Below are 17,036 nucleotides of genomic sequence, written 5' to 3'. Positions count from 1 at the left end.
TCAGGCCTTCTGCGCGCCCTCGGCCGCGTCCACGTCCAGCTTCTTCGCCTGATCGATCAGGTCGTCGAGGTCCTCGGCGCGCAGCGCGCCCGCCTGCTTGAAGATGATCTGGCCCTTCTTGGCGATCATCAGCGTCGGCACCGCCTGGATGCCGGCGGCGGAGGCGAGCTCCTGGTTCGCGTCGATGTCGACCTTGCCGAAGACGATGTCCGGGTTCGCCTCGCTGGCGGCCTCGAACGTCGGGCCGAACGCGCGGCACGGGCCGCACCACGTCGCCCAGAAGTCAACGAACACCAGTTCGTTGTCGGTGATGGTCTTCTCGAAATCCTGTGCGTTCAACGTAACGGTTGCCATCGGATCGTTCCTTTCCCCGCCCACGGCGACGCGCCCACCCCGCGCACGCGCGGCGGCCGGCCCACCCATGGACGATTCCCCTTGGTTGTTAACCATCCAGCATTCCAGCACCACTCAACAAACTTCGCCGTCAGACGAACGCCGTGTGTCGCGTCGCCGCCGAACGCATGTCGCCGCACCCGGCAGACCGCCCACGCACGTCCGCATCGCGGATACTCCACGCATGTTCCCGGACATTTCCCGGTCTCGACACATCCCGGTCACGAAAACGGGGTGATAATGAAACCATGCCAGTACTGAATGACGAAGTGCCCGACGAGGGCGATTTCGACGCCGGCCGTCGGCGCGGGGAATTCGACGACATCACACCCGAGGACTTCATCCGAGGATCGCACGGCAACCCGCCCGGATGGCTCGGCTCGGCGGACATCAGCCGCGCCCGCCGCCAGCTGCCCATCGCCTACGTGGAGATTGTGCCGGTGCGCACCGACGACCTTGGCCGCGTCTCCCAGATCGGCTCGCTGCTGCGCGTCTCCGACGACGGTTCGATCGAACGCACGCTCATCACCGGCCGCGTGCTGTTCCATGAGACGATCCGCGAAGCCATCGCCCGCAACATCGCCAAGGACCTCGGCGACATCGCCCTGCCGATGCTGCCGCAGAACCTCCAGCCGTTCACCGTCGCCGAGTTCTTCCCCACGCCGGGGCTGAGCGAATACTACGACCCGCGCCAGCATGCCATCGCACTGTGCTACGTGGTGCCGATCGCCGGTGACTGCAAGCCGCAGGACGAGACGCTCGACGTGGAATGGGTCGCGCCCGGCAGCGAGGTGATGGACACGTTCGTCGGGCAGATGACGAACGGACACGGCCGCATCGTGCGTCAGGCGCTCGCCTGGCTGGACGCGTGAGCCGGCAGCGCAGCGGCGCCGGCGACCGTTATATATAAGGAGCATTCATGGCAATCACGTTGAACAACACGGTCTACAGCAACGGTGAAGGCGTGCCGCTGGTGATGGTCCACGCCTTCCCTGTCGACCATCACATGTGGGACGAGTGCGCGGCGAAGGTCAACGATGTCGCCGCCGAACGCGGACTCGCACCCGTCACGGTCTGGGCGCCCGATATGCCGGGTGCCGGGATTGGCCCGGTGCCGTCCGCGGCGGACAGCGGCGAGGTCGCTGCCGACGGCGCGTACGAGCAGGCGCTCGACCTGATGACCGACGCCTACGCCGACCTCGTCCGCGCGGCCGGCTACGAGCGTGCGGTGTGGGCCGGCCTGTCGATGGGCGGTTACGTCGTGCTTGACATGCAGCGTCGTCACCCTGAGATGATCGCCGGACTCGCGCTGTGCGACACCAAGGCAGACGCCGACTCGCCGGCAGCCCGCGCCGGCCGTCTCGAGTGCGCGCGCGCCTGCGAGAGCGGCGAGACCGTCGACCCGGTGATGCATTTCGCCGACGCGAGCGAGCATGACTCGAGTTTCAAGAAGTCGCAGGCGGGCCACGACCTGTTCACCCGGTGGATTCGCGAGCAGACGCCGCAGGGCGTCGCTTGGCGGCAGCGCATGGCGGCCGGGCGCCCCGACCTGAACGACCAGCTGCCGCTCGTGACTGCCTCGACAGCCGTCATCTGCGGCGAGAACGACCCGTTCAGCCAGCCTGCCGCGATGCGCTCGCTCGCCGACGCGATGACCGGCACGAACCCGTCGTTCACCGTGCTGCCCGACTGCGGCCACTTCAGCGCCGTCGAATACCCGCGCAAGGTCGCGGAGCTGCTGGTCGACCTGGTCGAACGCGTGCGCTGAGCCGGCGGCTGTGCTGCGGCAGGCCGCTGGTCGTGTCGGTCGTGTCGGTCGCGTTGGTCGTCCGCCGCGGGTGCGTCACGCTGCTCGCCCTCGCAGCGTGACGGGGAGTGCCCCTGACGATGCCGACGGTCGACACGGTCATGGACGTTGAGATAAGAATATAAGGAGTCATACGATGTTTTCTCCGCTTGCGTTGACGCAGACGCTGCCGTTCCTGCCGCTTGCGCAGGGCGATATCGACTATCAGGTGGACCGCCGCGACGAACCCGACCTGTTCGACACGCTGTTCGCCGATCCGACCACGAAGGTCATTCTGGTGAGGAACGGCAGGCTCGCCGTACCGCGCGGTCAGGGCGCGGTCGTCGACTATACGGCGGCCAAGATGCGCCTGTCCACGCTGCCGGGCGCCTACATGGCGTCGTGCCTGCATGATCACCCCGAAGCGGTCGCCATATTCCTCGGCTCGTACGGCGCCGCCCGCGGCGAGCATGTCGTGGCGGTCGACGTCACCCGGCTCAGGACAGCCGGCCAGTCCCCGGCCGACTCCGCGCAGCTGAGCGCCGACGCGGCGTTCGAATCCGACGACGAGAACGACGGCGAATCCACCACCATGGGCGGCGCGGGGAAGCCGGACCTGCTCGCCCAGGCGGTCGAACGCTTCGACTGGGTGGATCTGCGCGGCTTCGCAGCCCACGCCAACGCCCGCGAGGCCGGCCAGGCGACGAGCGCGTCGACGCTGAGCATGTGGCATGCCGGCCAGCGGTTCTGCCCGGCCTGCGGCGCGCCGGTCGAGCCTGCGATGGCCGGCTGGGCGCAGCGGTGCACCGGCAAGGACGACGGGCGGCGTCTGCTGTTCCCCCGCATCGAGCCGGCGGTCATCACCGCGATCGTGGACGGTTCGGACCGTCTGCTGCTCCAGCACAACAAGGCATGGCGCAACCCGCTGCTGTACTCCGTGTGCGCCGGGTTCGTGGAGGCCGGCGAGAACCTCGAGCACGCCGTGCGCCGCGAAGCCCACGAGGAGACCGGTCTGCGGCTCGGCGAGGTGCGCTACCTCGGCTCGCAGCCGTGGCCGTTCCCTGCGTCGCTGATGATGGCGTTCAAGGCGCAGGCGCTCGACGCGGACATTCACGTGGACGGCGAGGAGACGCAGACCGCCCGCTGGGTGACGCGCGACGAGTACACGCAGGAGCTGATCAGCGGACGCATGCAGGCGCCCGGCAAGGCCACGATCGCCCGGTACATGATCGAGGAGTGGTACGGCCGCGAACTGTGACGTTCGGGGTGCGGCATTCATGTGCTGCGTCCGGCTGTGAGCGCTCCCATGTCCGGCTGCTGCCATGACCTACGTGAGATTCGTCATAAAGCAGCCGGATATCGGTTATTTGACGCCGTATTGTTACGCTCTGAGCGCTACATTAGGCGGGGTCTCGGCTATAGTGGGGCCGAAGACTGAAGAAAAGGACACGGTATGAGCGAATACGAGGGCGACGGCGTCATCGGCGAGAACACGCAGGCCTTTACGCCGTTCGACGAGCGGACGACGGATGTGCCATCGGTGCCGCTGCCTGCTCCGGAAGCCGGATACGCGGCGCCGGCCGTGTCATCGGACATTGGACGGGAAGGCGGAATTGCGATGACCACAGCCGCAGGAACGGCCGGCGCGAACCGGCCGATACATAACACAGACGACGTAGCCACGATGACATTCGCTCCGGTGACCATGGAGGCCGCCGAGATGGCGGCGCTCGGCAAGGGCGCGAGCACGGCGACGAAGCGGCACCCGAAGCGTGGCCTGATCATCGCGCTGAGCATCCTCGCCGCGCTGATCGTCATGATGGTAGCCGCGTTCTTCGGCGCGAACTGGTACTACCAGAACCGCGTCTCGCCCGGCGTGCGCTTCGGCCAGATCGACGTCGCAGGCAAGACGTCCGACGAGCTGACCCAGATCGTCAACAAGGCGGTCGCCGACTCGGCCATCACCGTCACCGACTCCGAAGGCAACGCCGTCAAGGCCGACCTCAAGAGCCTCGGCGTGAGCGTCGACGTCAAGCAGACCGTGAACAACCTGCTGAGCGCGAAGTCCGGCAACATGATCGCGCGAATCAACCCGTTCGACAAGCAGACCGTGCCGCTGAGCGCCAAGACCAACGACAGTACGCTCACCACCTACCTGACCGATACGCTGGTCAAAAAGGAGGATCGTGCGGTCGCCTCGTCCGTCGCCTACAACGGCACCACGTTCGCCGTCACCAAGGGTCGTGAAGGCAAGGAGGCGCAGCCGGCGACGGTCGTCAAGGCCGTCAAGAAGGCCATCGCCGAGCCGGGAGCCACCCAGAAGGTGACCGTGCAGTACTCGCAGGTCGCCATGCCCATCACCGTCGAGACCGCCACCGCCACGGCGAACGACGCCAACAAGCGCCTCTCCTCGCCGCTGACCATCGGCAACTCCAAGGACAAGTCGTTCACCGTGCCCGCCGAAGTGGTCGCCAAGTGGATCACCGTCACCCCCGACGTGCGCAAGGGCACCATCGCGCTCTCCTACGATCAGGACGCCGTAAAGAGCTATCTGGCGCAGAACCTCGCCAAGGAGCTCGATCAGGACATGGTCGTCGAGAAGAACGTCGTCAACAACGACGGCACCGTGCTCACCGTCTCGCAGGAAGGCGTGGACGGCGTGTCCGTGCAGAGCACCGACGCCACCGCCGATCAGGTGATCAAGGCGCTCGGCACCGGTGACGGCTGCAGCATCACCGCCGACGTGAAGGTCACCGAACACAAGACGGAAAGCCGCAAGGTCGACTACACGTCGCCCAACGGCGACCCGCACGCGGTCATCAACCTCAGCGAGCAGAAGGTCTACGCCTACAAGGGCTCCACGCTGGTCAAGACGTTCCTCGTCTCCACCGGCAAGCCCAGCACGCCGACCGACAACGGCACCTTCTTCGTGCACACCAAGTACACGTCGCAGACCATGCGCGGCGAGGATTACGTCACCCCGAACGTGCCGTGGGTCACCTACTACAACCAGGGCGAAGGCTTCCACGGCGCCCCGTGGAACCCGGACGGCATCGCCAGCGGCACCCCCAAGTCGCACGGCTGCACGAACATGAACGTCGCCGACGCCAAGTGGATCTACGACTTCCTGCCCGTGGGCGCCATGGTCCAGGTGGTCGGCAGCACGCCGTCCGCCGCCGTGCGCTGACCCGCAGCCGGCAAGCGACGAAATCCGGTGAGCCTCCGCGAAAGCGGGGGCTCATTTGCGTTGGGGTGGGTGCCGGGATGCCCGTACTCCCGGTTTTCTCCCATCCGAAGGGGCGGAAATGGGAGAAAACCGGGAGTATGACCCGGCACGGGATGTCCTACTCCTTGATTTCTCCCATATTGGGGTGTCTGGATGGGAGAAATCCGGGAGTTGAGACGGAGACGGGACATTGACTCCCGGATTCCTCCCATCGAGAGGATTGAAAACGGGAGAAAACCGGGAGTCCCGTGCCGTGGATTCGCGGGCCGCATGCGAAACGGGGCATGCAGCCCGCAACCAAGTCGGCCGGACGGATGATTCCGCCCGATAAACCCTCTGCGGTACACTGAGGGCATGAGTGACGAGAACGATATCGAAGAAGGCCCGCTGAACCTGGACATCCCGGACCACCTGCAGTACTCCGAGGAGCACGTGTGGGTGGACGACTCCGTGTCTCCCGCCATCGTGGGCATCACCGAATACGCCGAGAAGAAGCTCGGCGACCTGGTGTTCATCGACCTGCCTGAAGAGGGGACCACGGTCGAGGCCGGCGACGAAGTGCTCGAACTGGAATCCGCCAAAGCCGTCGAACCGATGGTCTGCCCGGTCTCCGGCACCATCCGGTACGTCAACCATGACGCGGCGGACGATCCGAGCGTCGTCAACGGCGACCCGTACGGCGAAGGCTGGCTGCTGAAGATCGAACTTGACGACGACGAACCGGAGCTGCTCGACGCGGCCGCCTACGCGGACCTCACCAGCCGCTGACCGTTCGACCGCGCGGCCGGCATGCACGGTGGGCAGGCCGTACAGCAGGACTGGTCAGGCGAGTGGCATACAGCGCAGGCGAGTGGGCATAGAACAGGCGAGACAGACGGGTGAGACATGAGCATATTCCATGACGACGGCCTTCACGGGCTGATGCCGCACGATTCGTCGCACGATCCGTTGCGTGACGGCCGTGCGGCTGACGGGTGGCGGCGCAGGAAGCGCGCCGGCGACGGCCGCAAGGTCACGGATGACGTGGCCGCGCAGGCTTCGGACAGCCAGGATGACATGGCCACCGTGCCGATTCCGGCGCGTGCGGCCGTCACCACGTTCGACACGGCGTCCAAGCACGAGCGCATCGAAGTGCAGCCCATGCTCGTACGCCGCATGCGCCGCGCCATCACCGGCACGTTCGGCCTGTGGGTGCGCGTCTCGACGGCCATCGCCCGCCGCCTCGACTGGTTCCCGCGCGTCGACCCCTATGTGGGCTACGGCACCGAGGTCTACTCCCGCCTGATCTGCCGCACGGTGTTCGCTCCGCGCCGCAGCAAGCCGGGCACCCTCTCGCGCGGCATCCGCACCATGCTCGCCATCCCCGCGGCTCACGTGCAGGTGCGCATCAGCATCGACGGCACGCCGCTGGAGACCGTGCAGATCGGCGAGTCGGAACAGTACGACAAGTTCGACCCGATGCGCGACCTCGGCAGCGAGTACGCGATGTCCGACGAGAGCGGCTACCTCGATCTCGTGGCCGAGCATCAGCTGGAACCCGGCATCCACCACGTCACGTACAAGGTGAAGAACCGTCCGGAGGTCTCCGCGAACCTGTTCATCATCCCCTCGAGCGCGAAGGTCGGCATCATCTCCGACGTCGACGACACGGTCATGGTCACGCAGGTGCCGACCCTGTGGAAGGCCGCCTACAACCTGCTGTTCCTCAATCCTCGCAAGCGCAGCTCGGTGCCCGGCATGAGCGCGCTGTTCACCAAACTGCAGGACATGTTCCCCGACGCGCCGTTCTTCTACCTGTCGACCTCGCCGTGGAACGTCGAAAGCTCGATCCGCCACGTGATCTCGTACCACGGCTTCCCCGAGGGCCCGCTGCTGCTGCGCGACCTCGACCCGCGCCCCAAGACATTCGTGCCGACCGGACCTCAGCACAAGCTCGAGTTCGCCGAACAGCTCATGGCCGACTTCCCGGACATGAAGTTCATCCTCATCGGCGACGACGGGCAGAAGGATCCGACCACGTACGCGACCATCGCGAAACGCTACCCCGGCCGCGTGCTCGCCATCGGCATCCGCCAGCTGTCGCCGCGCGAGTCCTCCGGCATCTCGTCGATGATGGGACTGACCTCCACCCAGCCCATGCCGGTCACCGACGCTCCGGTGTTCACCGGAACGACAGGCGCGAACATCATGAAAACCATGCTGCCGTACCTCAAGCAGCGGCTCGGCTGATCGGACGGCCGCTCGCCGGCTCGGCGACGTCCGGTCACGGCGATGTCATACCTGAGCTGACATCCCGCCGTCGGTGACGTGCCGCGGCCGTATAATCGGGAGCCATGACTGACGTAACGAACAACGATGCTGGCAACGGCAAGGAAGCAGATCCGCGCGACGCCGCCGCGGATATCACAGCGGATGCCGTCGCGGACGTCACGGCCGACATCCCCGCGATGCCGGTGGCCAAGCGCGTCCCGCACAGCCGCGAATTCCATGGCGACGCCGTAGACGACCCGTACGAGTGGATGCGCGACAAGCAGTCGCCGGACGTCAAGGCGTACGTGACCGCGCAGAACGCCTACTGCGAGGCGCGGATGCGGCGGCTCGCCGGCCTGCGCGACACGCTGTTCGACGAGATGAAACGGCACGTCAAGGAGACCGACATGTCGGTGCCGACGCGCATCGACGACTACTGGTATTTCTCGCGCATCACCGAAGGCGCGCAGTACGCGGTGCAGTGCCGTGTGCCGGCCTGCGGCGACGACGACTGGACGCCGCCGGTCATCGAGGAGACGGCGGCCGGCGAGGCAACGCACGTCGGCGAGGCAACGTCCGCTCCTGCTCTGCCCGGCGAGCAGGTCGTGTTCGACGCGAACCGCGAGTCCGCCGGCCACGACTTCTTCTCGCTCGGCGGCATGGACATCAGCAAGGACGGCCGATGGATGCTGTACGGCGTGGACGTGCACGGCGACGAGCGTTACGACTACCGCATCCGCGACATCGCCACCGGCGAGGAGCTGCCCGAACGCTGGGACGGCATCGGCTCCGCCTGCTTCACGCCGGACGCGCAGTGGGTCTTCTATGTGTTGCTCGACGACGCGTGGCGTCCGTTCGAGGTGCGGAGGCATCGGGTCGGCACGCCGGTCGCCGACGACGTGACCGTGTACCGCGAGCCGGACGAACGGTTCTGGGTGAGCATCGGCCTGAGTTTCGACGAGCGCAACCTCGTCATCGGCACCGGCTCGAAGACCACGACCGAAGTGCTGCTGCTGCCGGTGGACGATCCCGAAGGCGAGTTCGCCGTGTTCATTCCGCGACAGGAGGGCGTCGAATATGACGCCAGCTTCGCCTGTTTCGAGGGCGCCGGCGAGCAGGGTGAGGATATTCCGCTCGCCGTCGTGTACCACAATGCGGACAATCCGAACTTCGAGGTCGATGTGATCGACATGCGCAGCCACAAGCCGCCGTTCAGGCTTGGCGAGGGCGTGCGTGTGGCAGCCGGCTCGCCGTACGGTTGCGAGCGCGGCGATGAGACGGAGCCGGGCGCCGCTGCGAAACCGGCAGGCACGGCGAGCTTCGACCCTGCGAATCCGACCGTATTGCAGGGTGCGCACGGTCTGGCCATCGGCTCGATCGCCCTGTACCGGCACTACGTGTCGCTGTCGTATCGTGCGGACGGCCTGCCTCGGCTGGCGGTGTGCACGAAACGTCAGGCGGCCGCGGACTTCCTCGCCGGCCGGCCGTGGGCGTTCCGCGAGGTGACCGCGCCGCCGCTGGACGGTGACTGGGACGGCGGCGACGTTTCCGATGGTGACGGTGCTGCTGGTGACGTTGCCGATAGTAACGTTGGGGGAGCGGACGCCGCGAGCGTGCCGGACATCGGCACCGCCGCCGCGCTGCCGGGCCGCACCGGACGGCTGTACTCGATCTACACGGCCGGCAACATGTCGTACCGCGCCCCGCGCATGCGCTACCTGTTCTCCAGTTACACGCGGCCCAGCGAACTGCACGAGCTCGACCCGGCGACCGGCGGCGACGTGCTGCTCAAACGCGGCGTGGTGCTCGGCGGCTTCGACGCACGCGACTATGTGGAACGCCGCGTATGGGTCACCGTGCGCGACGGCGAGCGCGTCCCCGTGTCGCTGGCATGGCGCCGCGACACGCCGCCCTCGCCCGGCTCGCCGATGTTCATCCTCGGATACGGCGCGTACGAGGTCAGCTCCGACCCCGGCTTCTCGTTCTCGCGCCTCAGTCTGCTCGACCGCGGCGTCGTGTACGCGGTCGTCCACGTGCGCGGCGGCGGCGAGATGGGCCGCGCGTGGTACGAGCAGGGCCGCCGGCTGAACAAACGGCACACGTTCGAGGATTTCGTGGATGCGACGGCCGCGCTGCAGGACGCCGGCGTCGCCGCCGTGCACCGGACCGTGGCGAACGGCGGCTCCGCGGGCGGGCTGCTCATGGGCGCGGTCGCGAACCTTGCGCCCGAACGGTATGCGGGCATCGAAGCGGATGTGCCGTTCGTCGACGCGCTGACCACGATGCTCGACCCGTCGCTGCCGTTGACCGTCACCGAGTGGGACGAGTGGGGCGACCCGCTGCACGACGCCGACGTGTACCGGTATATGAAATCGTATTCGCCGTACGAGAACGTGCCGGCCGACGCGTCGCACTATCCGAAGCTGTTCGTCACCACGTCGATGAACGACACGCGCGTCCTGGTCGTCGAGCCGCTCAAATGGGTGGCGAGGCTGCAGGCCGCCGGCGCCGACGTGACGCTCAAGGTCGAGGTCGAGGCAGGGCACGGCGGCACGACCGGCCGCTACAAGCAGTGGCGTGAGGTCAGCTACGAGAACGCCTGGTGTCTGGACGTCATGGGACTGGGGCGCTGAGCCGGCGGCATCGCGCAGGTATGGCCTGTGATTGCGGGTGACGCTCCCCCAGTCTTCGCTCCGCTCAGCCAGCCCCCTCCACCGAGGGGGCCAAGATGACGGGCCGGTCTTGATTCTCTCTATGGAGGGTCAGCATGCACCGGTCGAACCTGACCCGTGAATGCGTTCCTGCCCGGTCTTGGCCCCCTCGGTGGAGGGGGCTGTCAGCCGAAGGCTGACTGGGGGAGCGTTTCGCCAGTCGCGTCCCGCTCGACATCGTGCAGGGTACGGTCCGATAGCGTTTCTCAACGGACCGTACCCGTACGGTCGTCTGGAGTACGTTTCGTTGAGAAATCCTGACCGACCGTACTCGGGGATGGCGGTACGAGTACGGTCGGTTTTCTTTTCTCAACGGACCGTACTCTAAATCTGCGTACGGGTACGTTTCGTTGTGAATTGCCAACGGACCGTACCCGTACGGTCGTCTGGAGTACGTTTCGTTGAGAAATCCTGACCGACCGTACTCGGGGATGGCGGTACGGGTACGGTCCGTTGCGAAGCTGTCCATAAGCTGAGAGGTAGGCCGCCGTACGGTCGCCGCGCGGGTAGTCTCACGTGCTATGAGCAAGACATACACGATCGCCGTCATCCCCGGCGATGGCATTGGCAAAGAAGTCACCCCCTGGGCCCAGCAGGCCCTCGAGAAGGCCGCCGAAGGCGTGGCGGACTTCACCTACGAACCGTTCGACCTCGGCGCCGAACGCTACCTGCGCGACGGCGCGATCCTGCCGGACGACGAACTCGAGCGCATCAAGAAGACCGACGCGATCCTGCTCGGCGCGGTCGGCGACCCGCGCATCAAGGCCGGCATCCTCGAGCGCGGCCTGCTGCTCAAGCTGCGCTTCGCGCTCGACCAGTATGTGAACCTGCGTCCGTCCAAGCTGTACAAGGGCGTCACCTCGCCGCTCGCCGACCCGGGCGACATCGACTTCGTGGTCGTGCGCGAGGGCACCGAGGGCCTGTACTGCGGCGCTGGCGGCGCGGTCCGTCGCGGCACCCCGCAGGAGGTCGCCACCGAGGTGTCCATCAACACCGCGTACGGCGTCGAGCGCGTGGTGCGCTACGCTTTCGAGCTGGCCATGAAGCGCCGCAAGCACATCACGCTCGTGCACAAGAAGAACGTGCTCGTCAACGCCGGCGACATGTGGCAGCGCATCGTCGACAAGGTCGGCGAAGAGTACCCGGAGGTCTCGCACGACTACTCGCACATCGACGCGGCCACGATCTACCTGGTCTCCGACCCGAGCCGCTTCGACGTGATCCTCACCGACAACCTCTTCGGCGACATCCTCACCGATGAGGCCGGCGCGGTCGTCGGCGGCGTCGGCTATTCGGCGTCCGGCTGCATCAACGCGAGCAACGAGTACCCGTCCATGTTCGAGCCGATCCACGGCTCCGCCCCGGACATCGCCGGCAAGGGCATCGCGAACCCGACCGCTGCGATCCTGTCCGCCGCCATGCTGCTCGAGCATCTCGGCTTCGACGACGCCGCGAAGAAGATCCACGCGGCCGTCGAGGCGGACATCGAGGAGCTCGGCTCCACACAGCGCACCACCGAGCAGGTCGGCAAGGACATCCTCGCCCGCATCTGACGGGCCGCGGCTTGCGGTCAGCAACACACCTGAGCCAGACGTCAGTCACACGGGACGTCGATGATGGCGGTACCGGCCAATCGCAACGGCACCGCCCTCATCGGCGTCCCGTTTTGGTTGTTGACGGCATCCGCGACGAACCGAAAGGGGACACCATGACGGCAGGCGACATGACGGCACAGGGTATAACGGCCCAGTGCATGACAGCACGCGGGGAATGCAAGACGCCGGGCGGCAAGCTGGTCGCGGTCACCGTCGAACAGGCGGCCGGCGAGTGCGGCATGCGCAGCGACGATGCTGCGGCCGCCCGGCTTGACGGGGACTTCTTCATCGAGGGGAGCGGCGGCGACGTCACCGCGTTCATCGAGGACATGAACCGGACCCTGACCATGCTGGCTGCGCAAGCCGTCACTGCTGCGGCGGCACACGTCACGGACGGTCCGCTCGCTGCCGGCCCCGCAGCGGCATCAGTCACGGCCGCCGACAAGCCGTCCGGCGACCCATCTGCAGAGTCCCGTATCGAACAGACGATACGTCGGCATTCGGGTGTCACGCTGATCGGCACGTCGGCTGAGGCGATCGCGACGGCACTGTGGCGGGCACTGCGGAGGGCACTGAGGCAACACGACGACAGCCGGGCACCCAACGACGGTCCGTCCGCGTCTGCCGCGACGTCTGACGTTTCCGTGAACGCCGTCGCGGCGGCGAACACGGCGCAATCGCAACATCGTCAGGCACGGCCGCACCATGATGACGGCGCCGCATCCGTTCCGGCACAGCTCCTCCCGGCCGCGAACGGTCAGGTCACTGCCCAGCCGGTGGCGCGGTCGGTGACGCAGACGTACGCCGTCCCCACATTCCCCGCCGCATGGCTGGAACGATGGAAGCAGCTCGGTCCAGCCATCGTTCTCGATGTTCCGCGCACCCCGGCCGAGCAGATGGCCGTCGACGAACGCTGGGCCGGCGAGGTCGCAGCCGGCCGGCGCGGCCCGACCGTGCGCTTCTGGCAGTGGGCGGCGCCTGCGGTGGTGGTCGGCCGGTTCCAGTCGATCCCCGACGAAGTGCACGAGGATGTCGCCGCACGCGAGGGATTCGCCGTCGTGCGACGCTGCACCGGCGGGGGAGCGATGTTCATCGAGCCCGGCAACACCATCACCTACTCGCTGTACGCGCCGCGCGACTTCACCGCGGGGCTGACGGTCACGCAATCCTACCGGCTGTGCGACATGTGGCTGATCGCCGCACTGCGCGGGCTGGGACTCGAAGCCGGATTCTCGGGCGTCAACGACATCGCCTCGCCGGCCGGCAAGATCGGCGGCGCCGCGCAACGCCGCTTCCCCGCACAAGACGGCGACCCCGGCGCGGTGCTCCACCACGTGACGCTCGCCTACGACATCGACGCGGCGAAGATGGCCCGCGTACTCAACACATCCGCCGAAAAGATGAGCGACAAGGCGGTCAGGTCGGCCGTCAGACGCGTCGACCCGCTGCGCTCGCAGATCGGTCTGAGCCGCGACGCGCTGGTGGCCGCGCTGGCGAACAGCCTCGCCGACCCCGACGCATGGCGGGTTGATACGAATCAAGGCCGCCCCTTGACGGCTGGGCTACAATAGGGAGATCGACCGCACACGACAGGAGGCGTCACGATGGCAGTCGGGCCGAATTCGTTTCCCGAGGAAGACAACGAACTGCTGCACACGGCATTGTTCAAACAGGTGTCGCCACAGCAGGCCAACGAGCTGATCCCTCACCTGCACAAGGCCGTGTTCGGCAAAGGGGACTACATCTTCCGCGAAGGCGACACCGACCATCGCATGTACCTGCTGGAACGCGGCCGTGTCAAGCTGATCCGCGAGGCGAAGGACAAGCGCGTGCAGCTGCTGTCCATCCACGCCCACGGCGAACTGCTCGGCGAGATCCCCGTCTTCGACCCCAACGGCGGCCCGCGCACGGCGTCGGCGGTCTCGATGACGTCGGGCACGCAGGTGGCCTGGCTCGAGCACGACGCCCTGTTCGCCTGGCTCAACGAGCATCCGAGCGTCGCCATCGACATGCTGCAGGTGCTCGCCAACCGCATGCGCGGCAACAACGAGCGCATCTGCGACCTGGTGTTCATGGACGTGCCCGCCCGGCTGGCGAAGATGCTGCTCAACCTCGGCGCGCGCTTCGGCGAACCGGTCGAAGCCGGCCTGCTGGTGCCGCACGACCTCACGCAGGAGGAGCTGGCCCAGCTGGTCGGCTCGTCGCGCGAGACCGTGAACAAGGCGCTCATGGACTTCGCGAACCGGCATTGGATCGCCCGCGAAGGCCGCTCGATCATCATCTACCAGCCGGGCATGCTCATCCGGCGCTCGCAGCGGTAGCCGGGTGTGCTGTTGCGTTAGCCGGGTGTGCGAGTCTTCTGTCACAGCGTGCAGGCACCCGCTGTGACGTTATCGTTGCGACGTTGTTGCTGCCGTGACGTTGCCGCTGTGCTACCGTGGCGTTGTCGCCGTGATGTTGTCGCCGTGACCGCCGCGTCACCGTGACCGCGTTGCTGTGACGTTGCTGAACGTGACGCGAACGGAAACGGGGAACCGACGAGACGATACCGGCAAACCGGCTGAAAACGGCGGTATCGAACGGTTTGTGAGCACCCTGTAAGGAATCGTGAATCAGTCGGCGGTATGATGCGCGCGGTAGAGACGCCCCTCTAGAATGGCAACCATGCCCAAGAAGAAATCCCTGACCGCAAAACGTGTGTTCTCGTTGTTCCTCGCGTACGTGCTGCTGTGCGTGGCCGGCGGCGTCGTCGCCAGCGCGTTCTTCCTGCCTGCCGTGTTCGGAGCGAACAGCGCGGTGCGGGCCGTCGTGCCCTCGCTGCAGGTGGAGGGCATCGACTTCGACGTGACCGACCTGCCGCAGCAGTCCCGCCTCTACGCCGCGGACGGCAGCACGCAGATCGGCACCTTCTACTCGCAGAACCGTATCGTCGTGCCGCTCAAGAAGGTCTCCGAGCCGATGCGCCAGGCCGTGGTCGCCCGTGAGGACAAGCGATTTTTCGAGCATTCCGGCGTCGACATCCAGGGCGTGATGCGCGCGTTCGTGCAGACGTACCTCAAGAAGGGCGAGGATACGCAGGGCGGCTCCACGCTCACCCAGCAGTACGTGAAGAACGTGCTGCTCCTGCAGGCGCAGGAGGACGACGACCCGATCGCCCAGTTCCACGCATCGGAGGACACCATCGCGCGTAAGCTGCGCGAGATGCTCATCGCCGTGCAGGTCGAGAAGAAGTACTCCAAGCTGGAGATCCTGCAGGGATATCTCAACATCGCCCAGTTCGGCCGCGGCATCTACGGCGTCGAAATGGCCGCGCGACGGTACTTCAGCACCACCGCCGACAAGCTCAACGTGGTGCAGGCCGCGACCATCGCCGCCATCACCAAGAACCCGAACAACTACGACCCGTCCGTCGAAAGCAACATCCCGCAGACGACAAAATACCGCGACATCGTGCTCGACCTCATGCTGCAGGAGAAGTACATCACGCAGAAGCAGCATGACGAGGCCAAAGCCATGAAGGTCAAGGACACGCTCAAGCTGCAGTCCGTGCAGGCCGGCTGCGACGCATCCGGCGACGCCGCGTTCTTCTGCGACTACGTGACCAAGAAGATCCTCAACTCCGAGGAGTTCGGCAAGGACGCGGCCACCCGCAAGAAGCTGCTGTACGAGGGCGGACTCGACATCTACACCACGATGGACGTCAAGGCCAACCAGGCGGCCATGAACGCGGCGCGCAAGGCCATCCCCGCGAACGACCCGAGCGGCTTCGAGGTCATGATGGCCGCGATCCGCCCCGGCACCGGCGAAGTGCTCGGCTTCGGCATCAACAAGACGTACGACACCAGCCCGAACGCGAACAACGACTCCTCGAAGACGGCCATGAACTACGCGGTCGACCAGATCGACGGCGGAGGCTCCGGCTTCCCGACCGGTTCTACATGGAAGCCGATCAACCTGATCGCGTGGATGCGCGCAGGCAAGTCCATCACCCAGACGCTGCCGGCCACCTCGTCGGTCAACCTGTACAGCGGCATCCCCGGCTTCCGCGGCGTCGGCACATGGGAAGTGCACAACGCGGGCGGCGAAGGCACCTACGCGGAATCCCCGCTCGACGGTCTCGTCCACTCGCACAACACCGTGCAGGCCGCGATGCTCAAGGTCATCGGCCTTGAATCCATCGCGCAGACCGCCGAGGACGTCGGCTTCCACCAGGCGTCGATTCAGAAGATGAACATGCACCTCAAGGACGACACCTCGAACGGCGGCGCCTACCAGGCCCCGCTCGTCATCGGCGGCACCGGCCTCGCCTCGCCGCTGACCATGGCGAACGTGTACGCGACTATCGCGGCGAAGGGCGTCGAATGCACGCCGATCGCCATCAAGAAGGTCACCGACGCCACCGGCAACGAGCTCAACGTGCCCAAGGCCAAGTGCCATCAGGCCATCGACCCCGAAATCGCCGAAACCACCGCCTACGTGCTCAACCAGTTCGTCGTGCGCCCCGACGGCGTCGGCCGCGCGGCCCAGCTGGCCAACGGCCGCAAGACCTTCGCCAAGACCGGCACCAACGAGAACACGTACATGCTCACCGGCGGCTTCACCACGCAGGTGGCCTCCTACGTGGCGGTCGGCAACGCGAACGGCAACAGCAACTTCGACAACAAGACCATCAACGGCGTCTACCACGACACCTGGTACGGCTCGTACATCGCCATCCCCGCGTGGAAGGACTTCATGGACACGTACCTGAACGCCATCGGCGCGCCGAACGACGACTCGTACGGCACCCCGTCGTCCAAGTACATGAGCGGGTACAGCACCAGCTCAAGCACCAGCGGCTCCACCAGTTCCGGCACGTCGTCGGGCACGTCGTCGTCGGGCACATCGTCCGGCAGCTCGAACAGCAGCGGCACGACGAGTGGACAGAGCGCCGAAGACCAGACGCCTGCCGACGTCACGGTCGGCGGCGACCAGACCAACGGCGGCCAGTGAGCGGCCGGTGATCGGCCACCGAGCAGTCACCGAGCGGCCGGGCATCCTCGGCGGACAGCCGTGGAGTCGGCTACAGGAGGGCG

12 protein-coding genes are annotated in these 17,036 nt (G+C 66.5%); 11 read left to right on the top strand and 1 reads right to left on the bottom strand.

Translation table 11 applies throughout. The features are described 5' to 3' along the window. Complete coding sequence (gene trxA / locus F7D09_RS05425; protein WP_152234394.1) at nt 1-354, bottom strand: thioredoxin; 354 nt, start codon at nt 352-354, stop codon at nt 1-3. A gap of 287 nt (nt 355-641) precedes the next feature. On the opposite strand from trxA, the gene F7D09_RS05420 reads away from it, so the two are divergent. The 11 genes from F7D09_RS05420 (at nt 642) to F7D09_RS05370 (ending at nt 16,953) form a co-directional block, all read left to right on the top strand. Then, nucleotides 642-1,265, top strand: a complete 624-nt coding sequence (locus F7D09_RS05420) for an NUDIX hydrolase family protein (RefSeq protein ID WP_152234393.1) — start codon at nt 642-644, stop codon at nt 1,263-1,265. 47 nt (nt 1,266-1,312) lie between these two features. Then, complete coding sequence (locus F7D09_RS05415; protein WP_193312341.1) at nt 1,313-2,161, top strand: alpha/beta fold hydrolase; 849 nt, start codon at nt 1,313-1,315, stop codon at nt 2,159-2,161. Between the two features lie 175 nt (nt 2,162-2,336). Beyond that, nucleotides 2,337-3,437 (top strand): NAD(+) diphosphatase, encoded by a 1,101-nt coding sequence (gene nudC / locus F7D09_RS05410; RefSeq protein WP_152234392.1) that lies wholly within the window; start codon nt 2,337-2,339, stop codon nt 3,435-3,437. A gap of 195 nt (nt 3,438-3,632) precedes the next feature. Beyond that, nucleotides 3,633-5,366 (top strand): L,D-transpeptidase family protein, encoded by a 1,734-nt coding sequence (locus F7D09_RS05405; protein ID WP_152234391.1) that lies wholly within the window; start codon nt 3,633-3,635, stop codon nt 5,364-5,366. Between the two features lie 393 nt (nt 5,367-5,759). Next, nucleotides 5,760-6,173, top strand: a complete 414-nt coding sequence (gene gcvH / locus F7D09_RS05400) for a glycine cleavage system protein GcvH (protein ID WP_152234390.1) — start codon at nt 5,760-5,762, stop codon at nt 6,171-6,173. Between the two features lie 288 nt (nt 6,174-6,461). Next, nucleotides 6,462-7,634, top strand: coding sequence for an App1 family protein (locus F7D09_RS05395; protein WP_193312345.1), 1,173 nt, complete (start codon nt 6,462-6,464; stop codon nt 7,632-7,634). 218 nt (nt 7,635-7,852) lie between these two features. Further along, nucleotides 7,853-10,288 carry a S9 family peptidase gene (locus F7D09_RS05390; RefSeq protein ID WP_152234411.1) on the top strand — a complete coding sequence of 812 codons (2,436 nt, stop codon included), beginning with the start codon at nt 7,853-7,855 and terminating at the stop codon, nt 10,286-10,288. 599 nt (nt 10,289-10,887) lie between these two features. After that, nucleotides 10,888-11,919 (top strand): 3-isopropylmalate dehydrogenase, encoded by a 1,032-nt coding sequence (locus F7D09_RS05385; RefSeq protein WP_152234389.1) that lies wholly within the window; start codon nt 10,888-10,890, stop codon nt 11,917-11,919. Nucleotides 11,920-12,119: 200 nt separating this feature from the next. Next, nucleotides 12,120-13,532, top strand: a complete 1,413-nt coding sequence (locus F7D09_RS05380; RefSeq protein ID WP_226835982.1) for a lipoate--protein ligase family protein — start codon at nt 12,120-12,122, stop codon at nt 13,530-13,532. A 33-nt stretch (nt 13,533-13,565) separates the two neighbouring features. After that, a complete protein-coding gene (locus F7D09_RS05375) occupies nt 13,566-14,282 on the top strand; it encodes a Crp/Fnr family transcriptional regulator (protein WP_152234388.1) in 717 nt (238 codons plus the stop codon). 343 nt (nt 14,283-14,625) lie between these two features. Continuing rightward, complete coding sequence (locus F7D09_RS05370; protein WP_193312340.1) at nt 14,626-16,953, top strand: transglycosylase domain-containing protein; 2,328 nt, start codon at nt 14,626-14,628, stop codon at nt 16,951-16,953. Nucleotides 16,954-17,036: the final 83 nt, after the last annotated feature.

Source organism: Bifidobacterium leontopitheci (assembly GCF_009193355.1).
Classification (GTDB): Bacteria; Actinomycetota; Actinomycetes; order Actinomycetales; family Bifidobacteriaceae; genus Bifidobacterium; species Bifidobacterium leontopitheci.
The sequence above is the reverse complement of the archived record's forward strand: the minus strand, read 5'-3'. Positions and strand labels throughout refer to the sequence as shown.

Excerpts from the sequence above, each read along its gene's own strand:
- gcvH (WP_152234390.1), top strand. The coding sequence starts at position 5,760 with ATGAGTGACGAGAACGATATCGAAGAAGGCCCGCTGAACCTGGACATC.
- F7D09_RS05375 (WP_152234388.1), top strand. The coding sequence starts at position 13,566 with ATGGCAGTCGGGCCGAATTCGTTTCCCGAGGAAGACAACGAACTGCTG.
- F7D09_RS05415 (WP_193312341.1), top strand. The coding sequence starts at position 1,313 with ATGGCAATCACGTTGAACAACACGGTCTACAGCAACGGTGAAGGCGTG.
- F7D09_RS05405 (WP_152234391.1), top strand. The coding sequence starts at position 3,633 with ATGAGCGAATACGAGGGCGACGGCGTCATCGGCGAGAACACGCAGGCC.
- F7D09_RS05420 (WP_152234393.1), top strand. The coding sequence starts at position 642 with ATGCCAGTACTGAATGACGAAGTGCCCGACGAGGGCGATTTCGACGCC.
- F7D09_RS05370 (WP_193312340.1), top strand. The coding sequence starts at position 14,626 with ATGCCCAAGAAGAAATCCCTGACCGCAAAACGTGTGTTCTCGTTGTTC.
- F7D09_RS05390 (WP_152234411.1), top strand. The coding sequence starts at position 7,853 with ATGCCGGTGGCCAAGCGCGTCCCGCACAGCCGCGAATTCCATGGCGAC.
- nudC (WP_152234392.1), top strand. The coding sequence starts at position 2,337 with ATGTTTTCTCCGCTTGCGTTGACGCAGACGCTGCCGTTCCTGCCGCTT.
- F7D09_RS05380 (WP_226835982.1), top strand. The coding sequence starts at position 12,120 with ATGACAGCACGCGGGGAATGCAAGACGCCGGGCGGCAAGCTGGTCGCG.
- trxA (WP_152234394.1), bottom strand. The coding sequence starts at position 354 with ATGGCAACCGTTACGTTGAACGCACAGGATTTCGAGAAGACCATCACC.
- F7D09_RS05395 (WP_193312345.1), top strand. The coding sequence starts at position 6,462 with ATGGCCACCGTGCCGATTCCGGCGCGTGCGGCCGTCACCACGTTCGAC.
- F7D09_RS05385 (WP_152234389.1), top strand. The coding sequence starts at position 10,888 with ATGAGCAAGACATACACGATCGCCGTCATCCCCGGCGATGGCATTGGC.